This window comes from Amycolatopsis sp. NPDC051061, assembly GCF_040682935.1.
Classification (GTDB): Bacteria; Actinomycetota; Actinomycetes; order Mycobacteriales; family Pseudonocardiaceae; genus Amycolatopsis.
This window is the reverse complement of the sequence record NZ_JBFBBZ010000014.1, coordinates 52,314-74,399: the sequence shown is the minus strand read 5'-3', so window position 1 is coordinate 74,399 and position 22,086 is coordinate 52,314. Positions and strand designations below refer to the sequence as shown.

At 71.7% G+C, this 22,086-nt stretch carries 20 protein-coding genes; 10 read left to right on the top strand and 10 right to left on the bottom strand.

Annotated elements, in window-relative coordinates; translation table 11 throughout:
• Positions 1 to 2: 2 nt before the first annotated feature.
• Together AB0N03_RS20500 and AB0N03_RS20495 are read right to left on the bottom strand one after the other, a co-directional pair.
• Complete coding sequence (locus AB0N03_RS20500) at positions 3 to 1,106, bottom strand: cytochrome P450 (RefSeq protein WP_364373782.1); 1,104 nt, start codon at positions 1,104 to 1,106, stop codon at positions 3 to 5.
• Entirely contained in the window at positions 1,103 to 1,645 is a 543-nt protein-coding gene (locus AB0N03_RS20495; protein ID WP_364373779.1) for a TetR/AcrR family transcriptional regulator, read from the bottom strand. The genes AB0N03_RS20500 and AB0N03_RS20495 overlap by 4 nt, the downstream gene beginning before the upstream one ends.
• Positions 1,646 to 1,735: 90 nt before the next feature.
• On the opposite strand from AB0N03_RS20495, the gene AB0N03_RS20490 reads away from it, so the two are divergent.
• The gene (locus tag AB0N03_RS20490; protein WP_364373776.1) at positions 1,736 to 2,755 is read left to right on the top strand and encodes an aldo/keto reductase; all 1,020 of its coding nucleotides are present in this window, start codon (positions 1,736 to 1,738) and stop codon (positions 2,753 to 2,755) included.
• Entirely contained in the window at positions 2,755 to 3,609 is an 855-nt protein-coding gene (locus tag AB0N03_RS20485) for an LLM class flavin-dependent oxidoreductase (RefSeq protein ID WP_364373773.1), read from the top strand. The genes AB0N03_RS20490 and AB0N03_RS20485 overlap by 1 nt, the downstream gene beginning before the upstream one ends.
• A 27-nt stretch (positions 3,610 to 3,636) precedes the next feature.
• Here the strand turns inward: AB0N03_RS20485 and AB0N03_RS20480 are convergent, their stop codons facing one another.
• Together AB0N03_RS20480 and AB0N03_RS20475 are read right to left on the bottom strand one after the other, a co-directional pair.
• A complete protein-coding gene (locus AB0N03_RS20480) occupies positions 3,637 to 4,263 on the bottom strand; it encodes a class I SAM-dependent methyltransferase (RefSeq protein ID WP_364373770.1) in 627 nt (208 codons plus the stop codon).
• Positions 4,260 to 4,664, bottom strand: coding sequence for an SRPBCC family protein (locus tag AB0N03_RS20475; protein WP_364373767.1), 405 nt, complete (start codon positions 4,662 to 4,664; stop codon positions 4,260 to 4,262). The genes AB0N03_RS20480 and AB0N03_RS20475 overlap by 4 nt, the downstream gene beginning before the upstream one ends.
• 53 nt (positions 4,665 to 4,717) lie before the next feature.
• Here AB0N03_RS20475 and AB0N03_RS20470 point away from each other — a divergent pair, with 53 nt between their 5' ends.
• Positions 4,718 to 5,140, top strand: a complete 423-nt coding sequence (locus AB0N03_RS20470) for a MarR family transcriptional regulator (protein WP_364373764.1) — start codon at positions 4,718 to 4,720, stop codon at positions 5,138 to 5,140.
• A gap of 52 nt (positions 5,141 to 5,192) precedes the next feature.
• On the opposite strand, the gene AB0N03_RS20465 is transcribed toward AB0N03_RS20470, so the two are convergent.
• The 4 genes from AB0N03_RS20465 to AB0N03_RS20450 form a co-directional block, all read right to left on the bottom strand.
• Positions 5,193 to 7,163 carry a cellulose binding domain-containing protein gene (locus tag AB0N03_RS20465; protein WP_364373761.1) on the bottom strand — a complete coding sequence of 657 codons (1,971 nt, stop codon included), beginning with the start codon at positions 7,161 to 7,163 and terminating at the stop codon, positions 5,193 to 5,195.
• 197 nt (positions 7,164 to 7,360) lie between these two features.
• On the bottom strand, positions 7,361 to 10,669 hold the full coding sequence (locus tag AB0N03_RS20460) for an error-prone DNA polymerase (protein ID WP_364373758.1): 3,309 nt from the start codon (positions 10,667 to 10,669) through the stop codon (positions 7,361 to 7,363).
• Between the two features lie 135 nt (positions 10,670 to 10,804).
• Positions 10,805 to 12,376, bottom strand: a complete 1,572-nt coding sequence (locus tag AB0N03_RS20455) for a DNA polymerase Y family protein (protein ID WP_364373757.1) — start codon at positions 12,374 to 12,376, stop codon at positions 10,805 to 10,807.
• 176 nt (positions 12,377 to 12,552) lie between these two features.
• Positions 12,553 to 13,242: a hypothetical protein gene (locus AB0N03_RS20450; RefSeq protein WP_364373754.1), complete on the bottom strand. Its 690-nt coding sequence runs from the start codon at positions 13,240 to 13,242 to the stop codon at positions 12,553 to 12,555.
• Positions 13,243 to 13,416: 174 nt separating this feature from the next.
• Here AB0N03_RS20450 and AB0N03_RS20445 point away from each other — a divergent pair, with 174 nt between their 5' ends.
• Positions 13,417 to 13,908 (top strand): MarR family transcriptional regulator, encoded by a 492-nt coding sequence (locus AB0N03_RS20445; protein ID WP_364373751.1) that lies wholly within the window; start codon positions 13,417 to 13,419, stop codon positions 13,906 to 13,908.
• 173 nt (positions 13,909 to 14,081) lie between these two features.
• On the opposite strand, the gene AB0N03_RS20440 is transcribed toward AB0N03_RS20445, so the two are convergent.
• Entirely contained in the window at positions 14,082 to 14,657 is a 576-nt protein-coding gene (locus AB0N03_RS20440; protein ID WP_364373748.1) for a CGNR zinc finger domain-containing protein, read from the bottom strand.
• 81 nt (positions 14,658 to 14,738) lie between these two features.
• Here AB0N03_RS20440 and AB0N03_RS20435 point away from each other — a divergent pair, with 81 nt between their 5' ends.
• The 3 genes from AB0N03_RS20435 (at position 14,739) to AB0N03_RS20425 (ending at position 17,952) form a co-directional block, all read left to right on the top strand.
• Entirely contained in the window at positions 14,739 to 15,899 is a 1,161-nt protein-coding gene (locus tag AB0N03_RS20435) for an epoxide hydrolase family protein (protein ID WP_364373745.1), read from the top strand.
• Between the two features lie 43 nt (positions 15,900 to 15,942).
• Positions 15,943 to 16,695: a hypothetical protein gene (locus tag AB0N03_RS20430; protein WP_364373743.1), complete on the top strand. Its 753-nt coding sequence runs from the start codon at positions 15,943 to 15,945 to the stop codon at positions 16,693 to 16,695.
• Positions 16,696 to 16,782: 87 nt separating this feature from the next.
• On the top strand, positions 16,783 to 17,952 hold the full coding sequence (locus AB0N03_RS20425) for a glycosyltransferase (RefSeq protein WP_364373740.1): 1,170 nt from the start codon (positions 16,783 to 16,785) through the stop codon (positions 17,950 to 17,952).
• Between the two features lie 48 nt (positions 17,953 to 18,000).
• On the opposite strand, the gene AB0N03_RS20420 is transcribed toward AB0N03_RS20425, so the two are convergent.
• Positions 18,001 to 19,515 (bottom strand): alpha/beta hydrolase, encoded by a 1,515-nt coding sequence (locus AB0N03_RS20420; RefSeq protein WP_364373737.1) that lies wholly within the window; start codon positions 19,513 to 19,515, stop codon positions 18,001 to 18,003.
• Positions 19,516 to 19,829: 314 nt separating this feature from the next.
• Here AB0N03_RS20420 and AB0N03_RS20415 point away from each other — a divergent pair, with 314 nt between their 5' ends.
• The 3 genes from AB0N03_RS20415 to AB0N03_RS20405 are packed head-to-tail and all read left to right on the top strand — an operon-like array spanning position 19,830 to position 22,083.
• Positions 19,830 to 20,225, top strand: coding sequence for a GntR family transcriptional regulator (locus AB0N03_RS20415; RefSeq protein ID WP_364373734.1), 396 nt, complete (start codon positions 19,830 to 19,832; stop codon positions 20,223 to 20,225).
• Positions 20,222 to 21,103: an ABC transporter ATP-binding protein gene (locus AB0N03_RS20410; protein ID WP_364373731.1), complete on the top strand. Its 882-nt coding sequence runs from the start codon at positions 20,222 to 20,224 to the stop codon at positions 21,101 to 21,103. Before AB0N03_RS20415 ends, AB0N03_RS20410 begins: the two co-directional genes overlap by 4 nt.
• Positions 21,100 to 22,083 (top strand): transporter, encoded by a 984-nt coding sequence (locus AB0N03_RS20405; protein ID WP_364373728.1) that lies wholly within the window; start codon positions 21,100 to 21,102, stop codon positions 22,081 to 22,083. The genes AB0N03_RS20410 and AB0N03_RS20405 overlap by 4 nt, the downstream gene beginning before the upstream one ends.
• Positions 22,084 to 22,086: the final 3 nt, after the last annotated feature.

Sequence of the window (22,086 nt, the reverse complement as noted above, 5' to 3'; positions counted from 1 at the left end):
GGTCATGATGGCAGCCACCGCGCGTGGACCGCCGCGGGTTTGCGGAACACCAGCCCGGACGGCGCGGCCGGTTCCGCCAAGGCGATGCCCGGCAACCGGTCGAGCACGGTTTCCACGGCGATCCGCGTCTCCAGCCGGGCGAGGTCGGCGCCGAGGCAGAAGTGCGGCCCGTGGGCGAAGGCCAGTTGCTTGCGCAGGTTCGGCCGGCGAGGGTCGAAGACGTCCGGGTCCGGGAACACCGCGGGATCGCGGTTGGCGGCGGTGAGCGACACCGTGACGAGGTCGCCCCGCGCGATCGACGCTCCCGCGAGCGAGACGTCGCGGGTCGCGTACCGGTCGACCACCGCCGCCGCCGGTTCGAGCCGCAGTGACTCCTCGATCGCTTCCGGGATGAGCGCGCGGTCCAGGTGCGCCGGGTTTCGCAGCAGGTGCAGCAGGAGGTTGGCGATCATGCCCTCGGTGGTCTCGATGCCGCCGAACATCAGCACCGCCGCGTTCGACACCACCTCCGGCAAGTCCAGCACCGAAGCCGCCTCGGTCAGCAGCGAGCGCCGGCCGACCGAGCCCTCGATGTGCGCACGCAGCTCGCCGAACGCCGCCGAGCCACGGGAGTCCGGCGGACGGCCCGCCGAGATGTCGTCCACTGTGGACACGATCGCGTCGTACCAGGCCAGCACCTGCGCCGTGTCGGTGTCGTCCAGGCCCAGCGCGTCGGCCACCACCGCGACCGACAGCGGTCCGGCCAGCGCCCGCCGCAGCTCCGCGTGACCGGCCGCCGCGAACCCGTCGACCAACCGGGCGCATTCGGCGCGCACGAACCCGTCGAACCGGTCCTCGATCTCCCGGGGCCGGAAGTGCCGGGAGAACGGCGCGCGGTGCCGGGCGTGCTCGGCCGCGTCCAGCGAAAGCATCGACGGGCCGACGACCCGGGCCGTCGAAAAGCGGGGGTCGTCCACGGTGAAGGTGGCCGCGTCGCGCATCACCCGCAGAGCCAGGTCGTACCGCGTGACCAGCCAGCCGTTCAGCTCCGGCAGCCAGGCCACCGGCTCGGTCGCCCGGAGCCGGGCCAGCAGCGGGTACGGATCGGTGGTGAGCTGCCCGATCACGCCCGCAACCCCGCGATGAGCAGTCCGACCAGGCGGCGCGCGTCGTAGTCCGGGTTGTCCTCCGCGCCGACGCACAGGTTGCCCACCCCGCGCATCAGCTCCAGCGGTCGCACCCGCGCGATCAGCTCGGCCGCTTCGAGCAGCTCGGCGCACACCGGGACGAGACGCTCGAGGAAGTACGCGTGCAGCGAGTCGAAGCCGTCACCCTGCATGACTCCGGCCAGCCCGTGCTTGGTCACCAGGAAGTCGACGAACAGGTCGATCCACTGCGCCAGCGCCGCGTGCGGGGCGTCCGACGCCGCCAGCAACGCGGGTCCGGCTTCGGCGCACTCCTCCACCTGGTGCCGGTAGACGGCGACGATCAGGTCCGCCCGCGTCGGGAAGTGGCGGTAGATCGTGCCCATCCCGACGCCGGCCTTCGCCGCGATGTCGCGCACCGGCGCGTCCACGCCCGACGCGACGAAGACCGCGGCCGCCGCGTCGAGCAACGTCTTCTCGTTGCGCCGGGCGTCGGCGCGCTTGGGCTTGGTTCCGCTCACCACACCTCCCGAGGTTGCTAAACGGAACACTGCTCCGTATGGTTAGCGGAGCAACGTTCCGTTTGCCATCATGTCACGGAGGACCTCCCCATGCAGTACCGCACCCTGGGCCGGACCGGCGTCCGGGTCAGCACCCTCGCGCTCGGCGCGATGAACTTCGGCGCGATCGGCCGCACCACCCAGGCCGAGGCCACCGCCCTCGTCGACACCGCCATCGAGGGCGGGATCAACCTCGTCGACACCGCCGACATGTACGGCCAGGGCGAGTCCGAGGTCATGGTCGGCCAGGCCATCAAGAACCGCCGCGACGACCTCGTGCTCGCCACGAAAGCGGCGATGCCGATGAGCGACGAGCGCAACCACCAGGGCAGCTCGCGCCGCTGGCTGGTCAAGGCGCTGGACGACAGCCTGCGCCGCCTCGACGTCGACCACGTCGACCTCTACCAGATCCACCGCTGGGACCCCGCCACCAGCGACGAGGAAACGCTTTCCGCGCTGACCGACCTCCAGCGCGCGGGCAAGATCCGCGCCTTCGGCTCGTCGACGTTCCCCGCGTACCGGATCGTGCAGGCCCAGTGGGCCGCGCGGGAAAACCACCTGAGCCGGTACGTCACCGAGCAGCCCAGCTACTCGATCCTGCAACGCGGCATCGAGACCCACGTGCTCCCGGTGACGCAGGAGTACGGCCTCGGCGTCCTGGCCTGGAGTCCCCTGGCGTCCGGCTGGCTGTCGGGGGCGATCCGCGCCGGACAGGAGATCACGACCAGCCGCTCGAAGGTTCTGCCCCAGCGCTTCGACCTCACCGACCCCGCCAACCGGGCCCGGCTCGACGCCGTCGAGAAGCTGGCCAAGCTCGCCGGCCAAGCGCAGCTTTCGCTGGTTCAGCTGGCGCTCGGCTTCGTGACCGCCCATCCGGGCGTGACCAGCGCGCTCATCGGCCCCCGCACGCTCGACCACCTGCGCTCGCAGCTCGAAGCGGCCGACACCGTGCTGCCCGCCGACGTGCTCGACGAAATCGACACGATCGTCGCGCCCGGCGTCGACCTGGCCGCGCACGAGAAGTTCGACACCCCGCCCGCCCTGCTCGACCCGTCCCTCCGGAGGCGTTGATGACTCCCCGTTTCGGCATCCTGACCGCACCCATGAACGTCGGCTACGACGAGATCCTGCGCGTCTGGCGCGAAGCCGACACCGTGCCCGAGATCGCGCACGCCTGGCTGTTCGACCACCTCATGCCGATCGGCGGCGACCCGGACGGCCCCATCTTCGAAGGCTGGACCCTGCTTTCGGCGCTGGCCGCGCAGACCGAGCGGATGCGGCTCGGCCTGCTCGTCACCAGCAACCGCTTCCGGCCGCCCGGGGTGCTGGCGAAGATCGCCACCACCGTGGACATCGTGTCCGGCGGGCGCCTCGACTTCGGCATCGGCGCCGGTTCCCGCCCGAGCCACCCGCTGGCCCGCCGCGAATACGACGGCCACGGCCTGCCCTACCACACCCAGGACGACGCCGTCGCCGCGCTCGCCGAGGCCTGTACCGTCATCCGTCGCTTGTGGACGGACGACGAACCGTTCGACTTCGACGGCGAGTACGTCAAGCTCAAGGGCGCGTTCGGCAACCCGAAGCCGGTCCAGTCGCACCCGCCGATCATGATCGGTGGCCGGGCGAGCGCAACGTTGCGCGTGGTCGCCGAGCACGCCGACCTGTGGAACATCCCCGGTGGCGGCGACATCGAAGACCTCGCCGGCCGCAGCAGGCTCCTCGACCGCTACTGCGAGGAGATCGGCCGCGACCCGGCGTCGATCACCCGCTCGATCTTCCTGCCGGTCGACTACGACAAGCCCGCCGCCACGCGAGAGAAGATCGAAGAAGCCGTCGGCGCCGGCTTCGGGCACATCGTGCTCGGGCTGGCGAACCCGTACCCGGACGGCGTCGTGCGGTGGGTCGCCGACGAGCTGATCCGCTGAGCTCGGCCGCGGCTGCCGCCGAGGTGCTCAGTCCTTGCGGAACAGTCCGGCGAGCAGGAAGGGCACGCCGAATAGGCCGGTGGCCGCCCGCATCGGGCGCAGTTCGACCTCGGCGTAGCCGTCGAAGAGCCGGCGCAGCTCGTCCGGCGTGTACGCGAGACCGCCGTGGAGACCGCGATCGCGGTAGAGCTGCGCGTCCGGGACTTCGGTGCCGGAGCCCGGATCGCCGGTGTCCGCGGCGAAACACGCGACACCGAAGTGGCCACCCGGTTTCAGGTGGCGGTCGAGCAAGGCCAGGTAGCTGATCCGCCGGTGCGGCGCGAGGTGGTGCAGGCAACCCGAGTCGTAGACCAGGTCGTACGTCTGGTGCGGCAGGTCCATGGCGAAGATGTCGGCCTGGTGGAAGCGGACGCCGGTGCCGCGCTCGGCCGCCCAGGCGATCGCGGTGGGCGACCGGTCGACCGCATCCACCTCGTAGCCCGCTTCGGCGAGCCTTCGCGCGTTGCGCCCCGGCCCGCAGCCCAGCTCCAGCGCTCGGCCACCTTGTAGCGGCCCGTCGCGGAGCCAGGCGTCGAGGCTTTCGTCGGGCTGGTCGACGAAGAGGCCGTCCGGCATCCGCAGGAGGTCTTCGACCGACCGGATGTCCCGGTTCACGCCTCGACGCGCTCTCGCACGGCCTCGAGTTCTCGGTGGACGACCGCCATCTGCGCGTCGACCGTCGCGGATTCGGTGCCCTCGGGGAAGAAGAGGCTGAAGATCAGCTCGGCGCCGGTCAGGTTGGGCACCACTCGGGTGAAGAGGCCGAGGTGGGGGGCGTCGGCACTGACGAAGTCGACGACGCCGTGGTCCTTCGCGGCTTTGACGGCCATCTTCTGCGATCCGGCATCGGCTTGGACGCGCCAGACGTCGTCATGGTCGTGCTGGACGGTCCGGGCGAAACCCGGCGCCCATTCGGGGATGTGACGAGCATCGGAGAGGTAGTCGAAGACCCGCTCGGGCGGGGCGGAGAGGGAGATGGTGCGCGTCTCGGCGCGGCCCGTTTCGATGGATGTCATACCCGAAACGATACGCACATGCGTATGATTTGTCCAAGCGTAAGATCCCCCGCGTGACGGAGGACGACGACCTGGCGGCCCTCTGCGCCGGAGCGGGCCGCGCCCTGGCCGAGGCCGAGCGCCCGATCCTGGAGGAGCACGGGCTCTCGATGTGGCAGTACGTGGTGCTGTCGGCCCTGTCCCCGGGGGCGGCGCCCAGTCAGCTGGCCCTGGCCCAGCAGATCCACTACGACAAGACGCGGTTGATCGTGTTGCTGGACGCGCTGGTCGCGGAGGGGCTGGTGAGCCGCTCGCCGGACCCGTCGGACCGCCGGGCCCGGGTGGTCCGGTTGACGAACCTCGGGATCCAGCGCCACGCGGCGGTGCGCGACGCGATCCGGGCGGTGGAGGAACGGATGCTGGCGGGGTTGAGCGCCGAACAGCGGCGGGTGCTGCGGTCGGCTTTGGCCCATCTGGCCCACTCGGACTCGACGTAGTGAACGACTCGTTCAGGGCGCCTGGCGCCATGAACGAGTCGTTCACCTCGGTTCAGCCCACCGAGCAAAGGGTTCCGTTGAGCCTGAACGCCGTCGGCAGGATGTTCGGCCCGCCGTAGTCCGCGACGAACCCGACATCCGCACCCGACCCCAGCGGGGCCGACGACGTCACCTTCACCGCGGAACCCTCCTGCGTCCACGTCCCGTTCCAGCCGCTCGTGACCCGCTGCCGCGCGGTCGGCCACGTGAACGTCAGGGTCCAGTCGCCCACCGCGGCGGTCGAGACCACGTGGATCCCGCCTACGAAACCGCTCGCCCAGTCGTTCACATCGGTCAACGTCACCGTGCAGCTGCTCGAGGCCGGCGCACCCGTCGTGAGGGTCAACGGCGGCGACGCCCACGAAACGTTCCCCGCCGCGTCCCGCGCCAGGACGTTCACCGTGTAGCGACGGCCCGGGACCAGGTTGCCGACGCTCAACGACGTCCCCGTCGTCTCGCCCCACTCTTCACTGACCAGGCTTGCCTGCCGGTACACCTCGTACTTCACGCCCGGCGCGGACGCGGGCCAGCTGATCGTCGCCGTCGTGTCGGTCGTCGTCGCCGTCGGCTGCCCCGGTGCGGCCACCGCAACCGAAGCAGCGGCGTGCAGAACCAGGGTCGTCAAAGAATACGGCGGCACCGTCCGGTCCCACGAAGACGCGTGGGTGATCGACGACGCGCCGTTCGTGAAGGTGAACACCTCGGAGACGGACGCCGCGGGGTCCAGGTTCACCACCCGAGCCTCGGCAGGGTCCTTGTTCACCAGCAGCACCGCGAGATCCCCGTCCGGACGACGGACCGCGTGCACGTCGAGCAGCGGGTCGTCGGCGCCGGCCCGCACGAACTGGTCACCCGGCCGCGCGAACACACTCAGCATCTTCAGCCCGTAATACGGCGCGAACGGCGTGTTGAGCGCGGGCTCGCACCCACCGTCGAGACACGTCGCACTCGAAAGCAGGCCGAGGTCGCCGTAGTCCGGATAACCGGCCACTGTGGACAGTGCGGTCGCGCCGTTGTGCGTGTCCCACCAGTCCACGGTGAACACGCCGTTTTCCAGCAGGGACGCGTAGGCCTCGGCCGCGAACAGCGCGCCCGGCTGGGTGTTCATGCCGACCGGGGTGTTCGTCTCGGTGAGGGCGATGCCGAGGGGGCGGCCCGCGTACCGCGTGATCTCCTCCCGCGCCAGGTAGATCATGTCGTCCACCTGCTCGGTCTTGGTGAGCGCCTCCGCGGCCGTCGACCCGCTCGGGTACCAGTGCAGCACGGCGAAGTCGATGTGCGGGCCCGCGATCGACAGCACCGTCCGGTTCCACGTGCCGGTGTCCCCGGCCGCGACGATGCCGTCCGGCCAGTTCGCCGGCGTCGTCAGCACCGCGCCGATCTTCACCGACGGGTCGACGGCCTTCATCGCGTCGGCGTAGGCCACGACGCCCGCGGCGTACGCGGCCGGGCTCTTGTCTTCGTGGTTGTCGGCCTCCCAGTTCGCGCCGTAGTGACCGTTGCCGTAGAGCTCGTTGCCGATCTCCCAGTACTTGACGCCGTAATCCTTCGTGACGTTCGCGTACCGCACCCAGTCCGCGGCCTCCTCCGGCGTCCCGGTGCCGTAGTTGGCGATGACGATCGGCTGCGCGCCGGCCCGCCGGACGCCGCCCATGAACGTGTCGAAGTCCGTGCCGGGCGCCACGTACCCGCCCGGCGCGGTGTTGTCCTTCCAGTGGTAGATGTCGCCGTAGGAGCCGCCGGGGTAGCGCATCGTGCGGACCCCGGCGCCGCCGAGCAGGTCGGCCACGGCATCGGTGCCGAGCTGGCTGTCCCACACCGCGTGGTTGACGCCGAGGGCGGTGTCCGGCACGGTGGCCAGCCCCGCTCGGGCGTTGATCGTCACGGTCGCTTCGGACGGCGCCGCCGCGGCCGCCGCCGGCACGGCCGCCACGAGCACGGCGGCCACCGGCCACGCTGCCCAGCGCAGACGTCGAGCTGTCATGGAAAGTCCATCCTCACTCGTCGAGACGTACGGATGGCTGAGAGCGCTCTCAGAGCAGAGAACCAGTGCGCGGCCCGGAAGTCAACGCCGGCTCCCCCGAGCGCCCCAATGTGGCCTTCGGTGCGTTGAACGCACCCAAGGCGGCCTTCGGTGCGTTCAACGCAACCAAGGCCACCTTGGGGCGCTGCGGCGCGGGGTCAACGAAAGTCCCGGGACGGCCCGGCCCGCATCGAAAGATCGAGGGTTTCGAGGCGGTCGGCGACGAGCGTGACGACTCCCTCGCCGACCTGCGCCTGCCCGCGGACCAGCAGCGCGGCGCTGGTGCGGGCGACCAGACGCTGCCGCTGCCACAGGCCGGGCGAGACGAGGACGTTGGCCATGCCCGTCTCGTCCTCGAGGTTGAGGAACGTGATCCCGCCGGCGGTGGCCGGGCGCTGCCGGTGCGTCACCGCGCCGCCGACCCACACCCGCGTCCCGTCCTCGACCCGCATGAGCTCCGCGACGGTGATCGCGCCGCGCCGGGTGAGCAGCGCGCGCAGGTACTCGACGGGGTGGCTGTCCGGGGAGACGCCGGTGGCCCACAGGTCCGCGGCGGTGACCTCCAGCCGGGTCATGCCCGGCAGCGCGGGCGCGTCGAGGCCCGGGGCGAGGCCGGGCAGGTGCCCGGGCCTGGTGGCCGCCGCGGCACCGGCGGCCCAGAGGTCCTGGCGCCGGTCGGCGCCGAACGCGCCCGCGGTGGCCAGGGCTTCGACGGCGTTCTTCTTCAGCTGGACGCGGCGGGTGAGCTCGCCGACGCCGGCGTACGGGCCGTTCGCGTCGCGCTCGGCGACGATCCGGTCGGCGATCGCCTCGCCGAGGTGACGGACCCCGGCGAGGCCCAAGCGAAGCGCGACGCCACCGGTGCTCCCGGCGTCGGGTTCGAGGGTGGCGTGCGCGAGGCTGGCGTTGATGTCGGGCTCGCGGACGCGGACGCCGTGGCGGCGCGCGTCCGCGACCAGGGACTGCGGGCTGTAGAAGCCCATCGGCTGCGCGCGAAGCAGCCCGGCGCAGAACGCGGCCGGGTAGTAGCGCTTGAACCACGCCGACGCGTAGACGAGCAGCGCGAACGACATCGAGTGCGCTTCGGGAAAGCCGTAGCCGGAAAAGGCGTGGATCTGCTCGAAGATGCGCGTCGCCAGCTCGCGGTCGAGGCCGTTGGCTTCGCAGCCGGCGAAGAACCGCGCCATCAGCGCCTTCATCTTCGCGCTGGACCGCTTGGCGCCCATGGCGCGGCGCAGCTGATCGGCTTCAGCGCCGGTGAACGAGGCGACGTCGACGGCCATCTGCATCACCTGTTCCTGGAACAGCGGCACGCCGAGCGTCCGGTCCAAGGCCCCGGCGAGCAGCGGATGGGCGTGCTGCCACTCCTCTTCCTCGCGGCGCCGCCGGATGTACGGGTGCACCGAGCCGCCCTGGATCGGGCCGGGCCGGATCAGCGCGACTTCGACGACGAGGTCGTAGAACTTCCGCGGCCGCAACCGCGGCAGCGTCGCCAGCTGCGCGCGGGACTCCACTTGGAACACTCCGACGGCGTCGGCTTCGCAGAGCATGTCGTAGACGCTCGGGTCGGCGAGGTCGAGCTCGCCCAGGTCCACAGTGGATCCGTGGTGCTCGGTGACGAGGTCGATCGTGTAGTGGAGCGCGGACAGCATGCCGAGGCCGAGCAGGTCGAACTTGACCAGGCCGACGGTGGCGCAGTCGTCCTTGTCCCACTGCAGGATGCTGCGATCCTTCATCGTCGCCCACTCGACCGGGACCACTTCGGACACCGGCTGTTTCGAGATGACCATGCCGCCGGAGTGGATGCCGAGGTGGCGCGGGAAGTCCTCGATCCGGGCGGCCAGTTCGAGGACGTCGGCGGGGATCTCCCCGGCCGTCTGCTGGCGGGTGCCGCCCCAGCGGTCGACGAGCTTGCTGTAGGCGTCCTGCTGCCCGGGGCTGTGACCGAGGGCTTTCGCGGCGTCGCGGATCGCGGACGGCGCCCGGTAGGTGATGACGTTGGCGACCTGCGCGGCGTGGAAGCGGCCGTGTTTCTCGTAGACGTACTGGATGGCTTCCTCGCGCCGGTCGGACTCGATGTCGATGTCGATGTCCGGTGGCCCGTCCCGCTCCGGGGCCAGGAAGCGTTCGAACAGCAGGTTCCACTTCACCGGGTCGGCGTGGCAGATTTCCAGCGCGTAGCAGACCGCGGAGTTCGCCGCGGAACCGCGGCCCTGGCAGAGGATGTCCGCTTCCTTGCAGAACCGGACGATGTCCCACACCACCAGGAAATAGCCGGGGAAACGGAGTTTCCCGATGACGGCGAGCTCGTGGTCGAGCTGGGCGTAGGCCTTCGGGTTCTCCTCCCGTGACCCGTACCGTTTCGCCGCGCCGCGCCAGGTCAGCTCGCTCAGGTACGACATCTCGTCGTGGCCGGCCGGCACCGGGAACGGCGGGAGGTCGGGGGCGACGAGCTTCAGGTCGAACGCGACCTCGACGCCGAGGACGGCGGCGCGGCCGACCGCGCCGGGATAGCGGCGCTCGAAGCGGCGGCGCTGTTCCATCCCGGACCGCAGGAACGCCTGTCCCGACGGCGGCCGCCAGCCTTCGAGCTCCTCGGCCGGCCGCCGGGCCCGGACAGCCGCGACCATGTCGGCCACGACGGCGTCTTCCGGACGGGCGTAGTGCGCGTTGTTGGAGACGACGGTCGGCAGCCGCAGCTCCTTCGCCATCGCGGCGAGGTGGTCGTTGGCCGCGTCGTCGAGGGGTTGCCGGTGGTCGATCAGCTCGACGGCGACGTGCCGCGGCCCGAACCAGTCCGCGAGCCGGCCCAGCTCGGCCCGCGCGGCGGCCGGCCCGTGCTCGGCGAGCGCCCGGCGGACCGGCCCCTTGCGGCACCCGGTGAGGACGACGACGTGCCCGGCCAGCTCGTCGACGAGCTCCTCGAGGTCGTAGACGGGCCGGCCCTTCTCACCGCCGGCGAGCTGGGCGCGGGAGATGACTTTGCAGAGCCGGTGGTAACCCGCCTGCTGCCGCGCGATCACCAGCAGGTGCGTTCCTTTCGGGTCGGGTTCGCCGCCCTGCGGCGCGGGCAGGTCGAGCGACAGCTCGGCCCCGAACCCGACGCGGACGCCGAGCTCCCGGGCGGCGTCGTTGAACCGGACGGCGCCGTACAGGCCGTCGTGGTCGGTGAGGACGAGGGCGTCGAGCTCGAGCCGCGCGGCCTCCTCGACGAGCGTCTCGGGGTGGCTCGCGCCGTCGAGGAAGCTGAAGTTGGAGTGGACGTGCAGCTCGGCGTAGGGGGCGCGGATCCGGTCGCCGGCGTCGTCGCGGCGTCGGCGGGTCCGGAGATCGGGTGGCGCGCCGGCGTACCCTTCGCGTTTGCGCGACCACGCCGGGGCATCGCTCCCGTCGCCGGGGACGGGCGGCCGCCCGGAGGCGATCCGCTCCACTTCGGACCACGGCACACTCGGATTGTTGAACGCCAAAACTCCGCTCCCCACAAGGAGTTCGCTGTGGGGAAGCCAGCGACTACTGTTCGAACACACGGACGACTACCGTGGCTCGATCCTGAGCCGGGGAGCGTCCGGTGTCAACTCGGGAGTCGCATCGATCACAAAGGACTAGTCGTAGACGCCCTCGACTGTCCACTGTGGATCTACGCCGACGATGGCTTCGAGCAGCAGGGCGAGGTCGTCGTCCTCGCCTTCCAGCACCACCTGCATCCGGGCCTTCGGCCGCGCGCCGCGCTTGGCCGGCAACGCCGGGTGCACGATCCAGGGACCCGCCGAGCCGAGGACCCGGCGCGCCGGGCGGCCGTCGATCGCGATCGTCGCCGGGGGGTAGCTGAGCTCGCCGCGCTCGGTGCAGCGGACCACGTCGCCCACCGCGTCGAGCACCCGCGCCGCCGGTGGCCGGGGTGGCACCCAGGCCGGTGACGGGGCCGGCAGGCGGCCCGGCCACGGCCGGTCCTCGGCCACCGGGCGCCGCGGCTCGCCCCACGGGACCAGGCGGACGCGCTCGGCCGGGCCGCGGCCGCCGTCGAGCAACGGGGTGAAGACGGCATCGGGCCCGAGCAGGCCCTGGATGCGCACCAGGGCGCGGCCGGCGCGCTCGGCGGCGTCGGCGTCGCGGCCCATCGACCCGAGCTGCAGCTGCAACGCCTGCCCGCCGACGACCTCTTCGGGGTCGAGGCGCAGCCGGACGATCCCGGCGGTGGGCCGGTCCCGGGTGGTGAGCCAGCCTTCGCACTGCCAGCGCACGCGGTCCGCCGTCGCGCGGGCGGTCAGGGGTTCGGCGCAGCGCCAGACGCGGACGCGTTCTTCGCCGGCTTCGGTGACGGCGACGATGGCCAGGCGCGTGCAGGCGAGGCCGTGGTTCGCGAGGCCGGCGAAGAACCGCTCACCGAGGGCCTTCGCGACGAACGCGGCTTCGTCGACCCTCGACAGGGGGTGGTCGAAGTCCTCGGTGACGGTCAGGTCCGGTGGGAGTGCTCGACGCAGCGGCGGGCGTTCGGCGAGGCCGCGGGCGAGGCGGTGGGCGGTGACGGCGTCCTTCGGGAAGCGGCCGGCGACGTCACGTTCGGCCAGGGCGGCGAACGCGCCGAGGGTGCGCAGCCCGAGGCGGCGCAGGGTGCCGACGAGCTCGCCACGGTCGTCGCCCGGCTGGTTCAGCTCGGTGATCGAGAGGGGCGCGAGGAAGGCTTTCGCGCCCCCGGGCGGGACGAAGGCCGAGCGGCGGGCGGCAAGGGTCGCGGCGAAGAGGCCGTCGGCGATCCCGACCTGGCACTCGACGCCGGCTTGCGCTTCGACCTCGTTGATGAGGAGCTCGGCGAGGGCTTCTTCGCCGCCGAAGGACCCGGCGGCGCCGGTGACGGGAACGGCGACGATCCCGGGCCGCACGACCTCGACCCCGACGGCCTGCGCTTCGACGGCGGCGGCGACGGGTTCGAAGAGCCGGGCGTCCCGGTCCGGATCGTGCTGGTGCACCACGAGTTCCGGGCACCGGGACTGGGCGTCCCGCCGGCGCATCCCGCGCCCGACCCCATCGCGGCGCGCGGCGGCCGAGCAGGCGACGACCCGGTTGGCGGAGAAGACGGCGGCGGGAGCGAGGGGCGGAGTCCCGGCAGCGGCCCCGGCGGCGACGACCGGCCAGTCCGGGCACCACAGCACCAGCAGCCGTGGCGGACCGCTCATCCCGCGGCCGTGGCCGGGAATTCAGGGGTGGCGACCAGCTCGGAGAACCGGTTCATCGTACGACCGCAGCTGAACTCGCGGCCGTCGCGAACGACTCGAACAACCGCGGCCCACCGTTCATCGCGAAGACCCGGCAAGCCCACGCACCCCAGCACCGACCGCCCCGGCACCACGGCTCACCCGGCCACCTCGGCCAGGCGCCGCTCCGGTGGCTCGGCCGCCGCGATTCCTCCGCCCGGTCCCGGCAGCTGCAACCGCACCGACGACGGCCTCGCCGCCGCCCCTCGGCCGCGGCTCGTCGCCACCACCTCACGCGCCCGCAAGTGCCCGTACCCGTCCTGCGTGAGCCCGTGCCAACGACGTCCCGAAACGCGCAGCTCCAGGTCCGCGCCCGGCCACGGGCCCACCGTCAGCAACACCGTCCCCCGGGTGCGCACCCGCCCCGCCAGCCGCCGGGCGAGCTGGGGCTCGACCTTGACCGGCCCGAGCACCACCAGGTCGAACCCGTCCACCAGCGCCGACAACACGCCCGTCAGCTCCGCGCCGGGGTGCGGCACCAGCGCGATCCGCTCCAGGTCGACGCCGAGCTCCGCCGCCGCGGTCAGGCCCAGCTCCGGCAACGCCGTCACCGCCGCCCAGGAGCCGTCACGCGTCGCTTCCGCCAGCAGGGCCAGCACCAGGGACACCGCGCCGCCCACCGCGATCGTGCTGCCGCGACGCAACCCGCCGCCCGGCAGCAACCCCGCCAGCGGCGGCAGCACCGTCACCAAGTCAGGCGAAACCGCGGCCGCACCCGGGCTCAACTGCGCCGCCGTGCGGACCCCCGGGATCGCCGTGAGCCCGGCCAGCGCCTCCGGCACCGCCACCACCGCTCACCTCCAGCACCACGTACTCGCACCGGAGACACCCGCGCCGCGAAGCCGCGGGCGAACCCAGGAGAAAGTTATCGAACAATTGTTCGCATAGTGCGAGACGAGCGGCCCGCTGTCAAGCCGGGGGTCACCCCGGCGGGGCAGGGCCGTTCCGGCACACTGGGCGGCATGACCCGCACGAACCCGGGCATGGACGCCGCGGGCGTCGACACGCTGACCGACGCCGTCCTCACCGCGTCACGACTGCTGGTGGCGGTGTCCGTCCGGTCGATCGCCGCGGCCGAGGACGGCCTGACCCTGCCGCAGTTCCGGCTCCTCGTGGTGCTGCACACGCGCGGGCCGCTCAAGCACGCGACGCTCGCCGAACACCTCGGGGTCACGCCGTCCACCGCCAGCCGCATGGTCGACCGGCTGGTCGCCGGTGGTCTGGTCGACCGCCGGCACAGCCCCGTGTCCCGCCGGGAGATCGTGCTGGAGATCACCCGCGAGGGCGGCCGGATCGTCCGGCAGGTGACGACCCGGCGGCGCAAGGAGATCGCCAAGATCGTCGCGCGGATGCCGGAGGAGAGCCGGCAGGGGCTCGTCGACGCGCTCACCGCGTTCGCCGAAGCCGGCGGGGAACCGCCCGCCGGCGCGGCGCCCGAATCCATCTGGGGCTGACGCCCGGCATCTCCGCCATCGCCGAGGCCGGGCCCGTCGTGAACCCGGCCACTCCACCGCGCCTCGACTTGATTCCGACTGTTCGTCACTACAAGTATTGCGTACTGCACTACATGCAGTCCGGGCGGCGCGGGTCTCGGAGGCGCCAGGCCGGGGCCGAAGTGCCGTGAACGTCACTCCGCCGCACTGGCGTTCTTGCGCTGATTGGCGTTGAAGCGCGCCTTCTTCTGCCGATTCCCGCACGTGTTCATGTCACACCACCTGCGGGTGCGACTCTGGCTGGTGTCGAAGAAAGCGGCCTGACAGGTCGGCGACGCGCACAAGGCCAGTTTCCCGTCCCGTTCGCCCGCGATGATGCTGATCGCGTCGGCGGCGATCACGCTGAGGGCGTCTTCCACGCGGGAAGCCGAGCCGAGCTGCCATCGCCGCTCGCCCTCGGGCGTCAGGATCGCCGCGGCCCGGCCCTGAACGCTGCGCTCGTTGATGACTTGAACCGCAGCCGCGGGGAGGGCGTCCTGGAGCGCGGCCGCTGTCGCCGCGGCGTGAATCGACTCCCTCAGCTCCCGGGCGAGGTCGAGCTGGGCCGGGGTGCAGGAGTCCACGGCGAGGCCGTACACGGCCAGCCAGTCGACGAGCCGGTGCGGCGTGGGAATGCGCTCCACGGCGTCGCCCCGACGCTCCGTCAGAGTTCCCGTGAAGCTGGTCGCCAGCACGCTACCCAGGCGAAACTCAGGGAACTCGACGCGCATGGAACCAGCTTAGCAGGTTGCACACTGACGCGAAGGCATGTTAGAACCGCCTTAGCCGGTTCACGCTGACCAGGAGGTCTCATGCCCAGCGACGTGCGAGTATTCGAAGCCCACGCGACCGACGCCGACCTCGACGATCTGCGCGCCCGGCTGGCCGCGGCGCGGCTACCGGAGGCCGAGACGGTCCATGGCCCCCGCCGCTGGGACCAGGGCGTTCCGCTCGCCGACCTCGTCGAGGTCGTGGACTACTGGCGCACGGGGTACGACTGGCGCTCGTTCGAAGCGCGCCTCGACCGGATCGGCCAGTTCCGCACGACCATCGACGGTCTGGGCATCCACTTCCTGCACCGCCGATCCGCGCGCGCGGATGCCACTCCGCTGCTCCTGACGCACGGCTGGCCCGGCAGCATCGCCGAGTTCGCCGGCGTGGTGGACGAGCTGGCCGATCCGGAAGACGCGGACGCGCCGGCGTTCCACGTGGTAGTCCCGTCGCTACCCGGCTTCGGTTACAGCGACAAGCCGGCCACCACCGGGTGGGGAACCGAAAAGATCGCGGCCGCCTGGGTGGACCTGATGGGACGGCTCGGCTACCGCGAGTTCGCGGCCCACGGCGGCGACTGGGGAGGCAACATCACCACGGTTCTCGGCGGCCGGTTCCCGGCGCACGTTCTCGGCATCCACACGACGTTCGCGGCGGGACCGCCCGGGTTGACCACGGACGGGCTGACGGCGACCGAGCGCGAGTGGGCCGAGGAGACCCGCCATTTCTGGCACCACCGCGCGGCGTACGCGAAACAGCAGGCGACCCGGCCGCAGACCATCGGCTACTCGCTCGTCGACTCGCCGGTCGGGCTGCTCGCCTGGATCCTCGACAAGTTCGCCGAGTGGTCGGACACCGAGGACAGCCCGTTCGAGACGCTTTCCCGGGACACCGTTCTCGACGACGTCACCCTGTATTGGCTGACGCGGAGCGGCGCGTCGGCGGCGCGCATTTATTACGAAAGCCACAATTCGCTCGATCCCGAGCTTCGGGTCGACGTCCCGTCGGCGATCACCATGTATCCCCGCGACATCGAGAAGTGCCCGCGTCCCTGGGCGCAGGAGCGGTACCGGCGGATCGTCCGATGGCGCTCGCCCGAAGCCGGGGGCCACTTCCCGTCGCTGGAGGTTCCCGGGTATTTCGTCCAAGATCTGCGCGAGGGTCTCGCGGCCGTGCTGGCCGCCGATCGGCCCTCGCTGTGACGCGCGTCCCTGTCACGTCCGCCGCCGCCACCTCGTCCCAGGGGTGAAGCGAGAAAAGCAGCAGTTCGCCGAAGCCTTCGACGCCCGAGAAGCCGCCGCCGACGAAGGTGACGGTGAGCAGCTTCCGGCGCAGCGGGCCCGCGGGCAGCGCCGCGGCGCGGTCGAACGAGGTGAGAAGCCGGTCGCGGATCGCGACGGCCTCCTCGACATGCTTGAGGCCGATCGCCGCTGGCGACGGCGCTGCTCAAGCGCTACCCGGAACTGCATCGCGACGAGCCGCGGTTCCACCTGGTCGAGGCGTCGGGCCGCATCCTGCCCGAGGTCACCGACCGGCCGGGGCGCTGGGTCGTGCGCGAGCTGGAACGCCGCGGTGCCCGACCTCGCCTCGCCGATCCCGGGCGCGCGCACGGTGCCCAACGCGCAGCACGCCTACCGGCAGGGAAAGCTGTTGGCCCGCAACATCATCGCCACCCTGCGGGGCCGCGAGCCGAAGCCGTACGTCCACCACAGCCTCGGCGCGATCGCGACGCTCGGGCTGGGCCGCGGCATCTTCCAGTACCGGCGCCTGGTGCTGACGGGCCTGCCCGCGTGGCTCATGCACCGCGGCTACCACGTGCTGGCGGTGCCGAGCTGGGAACGCAAGGTCCGCGTGCTCGCCGTGTGGCTGACCGCCGCGCTGTTCGGGCGGGACATCCTGTCGCTGGCTTCGGTGCAGCACCCGCGCGACGCGTTCGTCGGTGGCGGTGACCGTCCGGAATGGAATGAAGAAGAACTCCCCGCCCCCTTCAAGGTATAGCCGAACCCGGGGCTTGCGGCAAGGTGGGGGTGATCCCCCACAATGGCCCGCCGAAGGCTGCAACCAGGGAAAACGGGGGAAAACCGCATGCGTGTTTTGCTGACGACATGGGGATCACGCGGGGACGTCGAGCCGCTGGCGGGGCTCGCGGTGGCCCTGCGCGAACTCGGCGTGGACTCGGTGGTGTGCGCGCCGCCGGACGAGGATTTCGTGGCCCTGCTGGAGCGGGCCGGCGTGGCGCACGTGCCGCTGGGTCCGTCGGTGCGTTCCGTGGTGACCCGCGAGCGGCCGGACGCGTTCGCGCTCGCGGACGAACTGGTCACCGCGCGGTTCGCCACGCTGACCGCGGTGGCCGACGACTGCGATGTGGTGGTGGCGCAGGGACTGCTGCCCGCCGGCGCGCGGGACGTCGCCGAGCGGGCCGGGATCCCGTACGTGTACGCGTGCTACCACCTGCACGGGCTGCCGTCGCCGCATCAGCCGCCAGGGGCCCGGCCGGGCACGCCGTCCCCGGCGGGCGAGACCGACAACCGGGTGCTGTGGCGCCACGACGCCGAGCGCGTGAACGCCTTGTACGGGCCCGCACTCGACCGGAATCGGGCGGCGCTCGGGCTGGCGCCGGTGGACGACGTCCGCGACCACGTCTTCACCGAGCGGCCGTGGCTGGCCGCGGATCCGGTGCTGTGCCCGACCGACCTCGACGTCCTCCGGAGCGGGGCGTGGATCCTGCCGGACGACCGGCCGCTCCCGGCCGAGCTGGAGAAGTTCCTCGACGACGGCGAGTCACCGGTGTACGTCGGCTTCGGCAGCATGGCCGCGTACGCGCCGAAGGGCATCGCCCAAGTGGCGACGGACGCGGTCCGCGCGCACGGCCGCCGGATCGTCCTGGGCAGCGGCTGGGCCGGCCTGACGGCGGTCGACGACGCCGAGGACTGCTTCGTCGCCGGCGAGGTCAACCACCAGGCGCTCTTCCGCCGGGTGGCGGCGGTGGTGCACCACGGCGGCGCGGGCACCACCACGACGGCCGCCCGGGCCGGCGCGCCCCAGGTGATCGTGCCGCGGATCGCGGACCAGCCGTATTGGGCCGCGCGGGTGGCCGAGCTGGGCATCGGCGCGGCTCATCTCGAGCCGGTGCCGACCGCCGATTCCTTGTCGGCCGCGCTCACCACGGCGCTCGCCTCGGCAGGCCGGACCGTGGAGATCCGCACCGACGGCGCGATGGTGGCCGCGAACCAGCTCGTCGAACTGGCCGGTTGAGCCCGCCGGGGCGCCGTTTTCACGGGAAAGCGGCGCCCCGGCCCGGCCTCAGCCCGCGAACGGGCTCGCGTCGATCGCGCAGGTCTTGCCCGCGGCCGGGAACGCCCCGGCGATCAGGTAGTCCCGCTTCACCTGCTCGGTGCAGGTGCTCGGCACGTACATCGACGAGTGCCCGTACCCCTCGGTGACGAACACCCGGGCGCGCGCCAGTTCCGCGGCGCCGTCGCGGGCCCCGGCCAACGGCGTCGACGGGTCGTAGCGGTTGTTCAGCACCAGGATCTCCGCCGACGTCGGGCGGTTCCACGGACCGGTGTAGCGGTCCGAGGAACCTCCCGTCGTCGCCGTCCAGAACGCGCAGCTCATCATGTCCAGCACCGCGATCCGGCCGAAGTACGGGACCCGCTGGTCTTCGGACTCCGCGTACCGGCTGTAGATCGCCGGGTCGGCCGGCACATCGCTGTCACCGCACTGGATCGCGTTGAAGGCTTCGGTCCGGTTCGAGGTGTACGGCTCACTCGCCTTGAGCGCGGCAGCCGTGTCCTTCGCGTCGTACAGGCGCTGCAGCAGGGACGCGATGTCCGGCCAGCCCCGCGAGTCGGACAGGTCCGCCGCCGCGTTGATGATCCCGGAGTACGTCCAGGTTTCGCCGTCCGTGGTGATCGGGGCCTGCTTGGCCCGCGCGGTGATCGAAGCCCACTTCGCCTTCGGGTCGCCCGAGGAGAACGCGCACTTCGGCCCGGCTTCCGTGCACAGGCGCAGGAACTGGTCGAACGTCTGCGAGATGCCGGTGGCGACGTCCTGCCGGGTGTCGAGCGGGACGCTCTTGCCACTGCCGTCGTGGCCGGTGGCGTTGCCGACGAAGTCCATCGTGCCGTCGAACACCATCGCGCGGATCCGGTTCGGGAACAGGTTGGCGTAGGTCGCGCCGAGCTGGGTCCCGTAGGAAATGCCGTGGTAGGTCAGCTTCGCGTCGCCGACCGCGCGGCGCAGCAGCTCGAGGTCCCGCGCGGTGTCGGCCGTCGAGACGTGGTCGAGGATCGGACCGGCGTTGGCTTCGCAGCGGTCGGCGAGTTCCTTCGACTTCGCGTAGAAGGCCGCGTTGCCGCTCGGGTCGCCGGGCATTTCCGGGAACGAGCCGAAGAACGACTCCTGTTCGGCCAGCGTGCCGAAGCAGCGGACGGCGGTGCTGTTCCCGATCCCGCGCGGATCCCACGACACGACGTCGAACCGCGCGCGCAGCTGGTCGGAGAACAGCCACGGCCACTTCCCGCGCTCCCGCAGGCGTTGCAGGCCGGACGCGCCCGGGCCGCCGAAGTTGACGAACAGCGTGCCGATCTTGTGCGTGGGATCGGTGGCCGGCAGCTTGATGAGCGCGAGGTCGATCTTCGCGCCGGACGGCCGGTCGTAGTCCAGCGGCACCTTCGCCGTGGAGCACTGGAAGCCGTCTTCGCAGCCGGTCCAGGTCAGTTTCGGTGTCGGAACGCTGTCGACGGAGGCCGATGCCACGGCCGGTGCGGCCACGACGGCCATCGAGACCCCGAGCGCGACGACCACGCCGCGCACGATGCCTCCCCCAGTAAGACGACGCACGAAGAACCCTTTCGTCCGGAGAAAACGATCACCTCTCCAGACGCCGGTGGCGCGCCGAGGTTGGCCTCGGCGGCCGGAAAGGTCCCCGGCTCGGCCCGCGGGCACGTCATGAACGAGTCGTTCAGGTCGTCAGGCGCGATGAACGAGTCGTTCATGACGTCCGGGCCGGTCCGCCAGCCGCCCGCGACCCCGCCCGGCGCCGGGTGAGCGGCGGCCGAAAGAACCCCCTGGCGCAGACTTGCACCGCTTAGCTATAGTACTAGGTACCTAGTTAAATGGAGTTGCCGATGATCGAGTTCCACCTCGACGCCCGCTCGGGGCTGTCGCCGTACCAGCAGCTGGTCCAGCAGGTGCGGCACGCCCTCCGGCTGGGCCTGCTCGAAAAGGGAGACCAGCTCCCGAAGGTCAAGGACGTGGTCGCGGACCTCGCGATCAACCCGAACACCGTGCTCAAGGCCTACCGCGAACTGGAGCACGACGGCCTCGTCTCCGCGCGGCCCGGCGTCGGCACCTTCGTGACCGCGACGCTGAACGGCGCCGCCTCCTTCGCCGTGCTCGGGCCGCTGCGGCAGGACCTGCGCCGCTGGCTGGGGAAGGCCCGCACGGCCGGTCTCGACGAAGAGAGCATCGAGGCCCTGCTGATGTCCACGTTTCGCGACTCCGCCAGAGAGGACATAGCGTGACCGTCCTGCGTGCCCAGGGACTGGGCAAGAAGTACAAGCGCAAGTGGGCGCTGACCGGCTGCACGCTCGAGATCGAGGCCGGCCACGTCACCGGGCTCGTCGGCCCCAACGGCGCCGGCAAGTCCACCCTGCTGAACATCGCCTCCGGCATGCTGGAGCCGACCACCGGCACCATCGAGGTCTGCGGCGGAATCCCCGGCAGCGGCCCGGACCAGCTGGCGAAGGTCGGCTACGTCGCCCAGAGCACGCCCGTCTACACCGGGCTCACGATCGAGGAGCACCTGCGGCTCGGCGCGCACCTCAACCCCCGTTGGGACCACGAGCTCGCCACCAAGCGCGTCGAACGCCTCGGGCTCGACCCGAAGCAGCACGCCGGCAAGCTCTCCGGCGGCCAGCGCGCGCAGCTCGCGCTCACCCTCGGCATCGCCAAACGCCCCGAACTGCTGTTGCTCGACGAACCCGTCGCCGCGCTGGATCCCCTGGCGCGGCGGGAGTTCCTGCAGGACCTCATGGAGGCCGTCGCCGAGCACGGGCTGTCCGTCGTGATGTCCTCGCACCTGGTCAACGACCTCGAACGCGTCTGCGACCACCTCGTCGTGCTGGTGGACTCGCAGGTCCGGGTGATGGGCGACGTCGACGAGCTGCTCGCCTCCCACCACCGGCTCTCCGGCCCGCGCCGCGAGGTCGACTCGCTGCCGGCGGAGCAGCACGTCGTCTCCGCGAAGCACACCGACCGCCAGACCACCGTGCTCGTCCGCACCGAGGCGCCCATTCTCGATCCCGCGTGGACGGTCGCGCAGATCGGGCTCGAGGACCTCGTCCTCGAGTACATGAGCAACCCCGCCGCCGCCCGCCCCGCCCTGGAGGTCCTCCGATGACCTGGCTGACCTGGCGCCAGTTCCGCATTCCCGCGTTGTCCGTGTTCGCCGCGCTGGTCCTGATCGGCGTCGTGCTCGCGATCACCGGGCCGGAGCTGGTCGGGCGCACCAACTTCTCCGACCAGGACACCCTCTTCAGCGGGACGATCCTGGTGCTCTACCTGCTGCCCACGGTGATCGGCGTCTTCTGGGGCGTCCCGATGATCACGCGCGAGCTGGAGAGCGGCACGCACAGCCTGGTGTGGAACCAGACCGTCACGCGCAAGCGGTGGCTCACCACCAAGCTCGGGTTCGGGCTGCTGACCGCGATGGTCGCGGCCGGCCTGCTCGGCTGGGCGGTGTCGTGGTGGGCGAGCCCGATCGACGCGCTCGCGGCGCAGCAGACCGATCGCGGGATGCTCTCGCGCATCGCGCCGGTGGTGTTCGGCGCACGCGGCATCGTTCCGATCGGCTACGCGGCCTTCGCCCTCGCGCTCGGCGTCGCGGTCGGGATGCTGCTGAAGCGGACGGTCGCCGCCATGGCCGTCACGCTCGTCGTGCTCGCCGCCGTGCTGCTCGTGGTGCCGAACTTCGTGCGGCCGTACCTGCTGCCGCCCGAGCAGATGACGATCCCGATCGTCAGCGAGGACATCACGAACATCAACGGCGACGACACGCTCGGGATCCTGCAGATCGGCGTGCGGAACCCGGCCGGCGCGTGGGTGCTGGCGAACGAAACCGTGGACCCGGCGGGCAATGTGGCTTATCCGCTGCCGGAGTTCGTGCAGAGCTGCGCCCCGAGGCCGGGCCAGGGGCCGCCGGAACGCGGCACCATGGAACAGTGCATGTCCCAGCTGGGCACCCACGGCTACCAGCAGCGCCTGACCTACCAGCCCGGCTCGCGGTTCTGGCCGCTGCAGTGGCTCGAACTCGCGCTCTACCTCGCGATGACCGCCCTGCTCACCTGGTTCTGCTTCCGCCGCGTCCGCCACCTTTCCTGAGCC

Excerpts from the sequence above, each read along its gene's own strand:
- AB0N03_RS20405 (WP_364373728.1), top strand. The coding sequence starts at position 21,100 with ATGACCTGGCTGACCTGGCGCCAGTTCCGCATTCCCGCGTTGTCCGTG.
- AB0N03_RS20445 (WP_364373751.1), top strand. The coding sequence starts at position 13,417 with ATGACCCGCACGAACCCGGGCATGGACGCCGCGGGCGTCGACACGCTG.
- AB0N03_RS20475 (WP_364373767.1), bottom strand. The coding sequence starts at position 4,664 with ATGACATCCATCGAAACGGGCCGCGCCGAGACGCGCACCATCTCCCTC.
- AB0N03_RS20425 (WP_364373740.1), top strand. The coding sequence starts at position 16,783 with ATGCGTGTTTTGCTGACGACATGGGGATCACGCGGGGACGTCGAGCCG.
- AB0N03_RS20465 (WP_364373761.1), bottom strand. The coding sequence starts at position 7,163 with ATGACAGCTCGACGTCTGCGCTGGGCAGCGTGGCCGGTGGCCGCCGTG.
- AB0N03_RS20490 (WP_364373776.1), top strand. The coding sequence starts at position 1,736 with ATGCAGTACCGCACCCTGGGCCGGACCGGCGTCCGGGTCAGCACCCTC.
- AB0N03_RS20435 (WP_364373745.1), top strand. The coding sequence starts at position 14,739 with ATGCCCAGCGACGTGCGAGTATTCGAAGCCCACGCGACCGACGCCGAC.
- AB0N03_RS20455 (WP_364373757.1), bottom strand. The coding sequence starts at position 12,376 with ATGAGCGGTCCGCCACGGCTGCTGGTGCTGTGGTGCCCGGACTGGCCG.
- AB0N03_RS20440 (WP_364373748.1), bottom strand. The coding sequence starts at position 14,657 with ATGCGCGTCGAGTTCCCTGAGTTTCGCCTGGGTAGCGTGCTGGCGACC.
- AB0N03_RS20415 (WP_364373734.1), top strand. The coding sequence starts at position 19,830 with ATGATCGAGTTCCACCTCGACGCCCGCTCGGGGCTGTCGCCGTACCAG.
- AB0N03_RS20485 (WP_364373773.1), top strand. The coding sequence starts at position 2,755 with ATGACTCCCCGTTTCGGCATCCTGACCGCACCCATGAACGTCGGCTAC.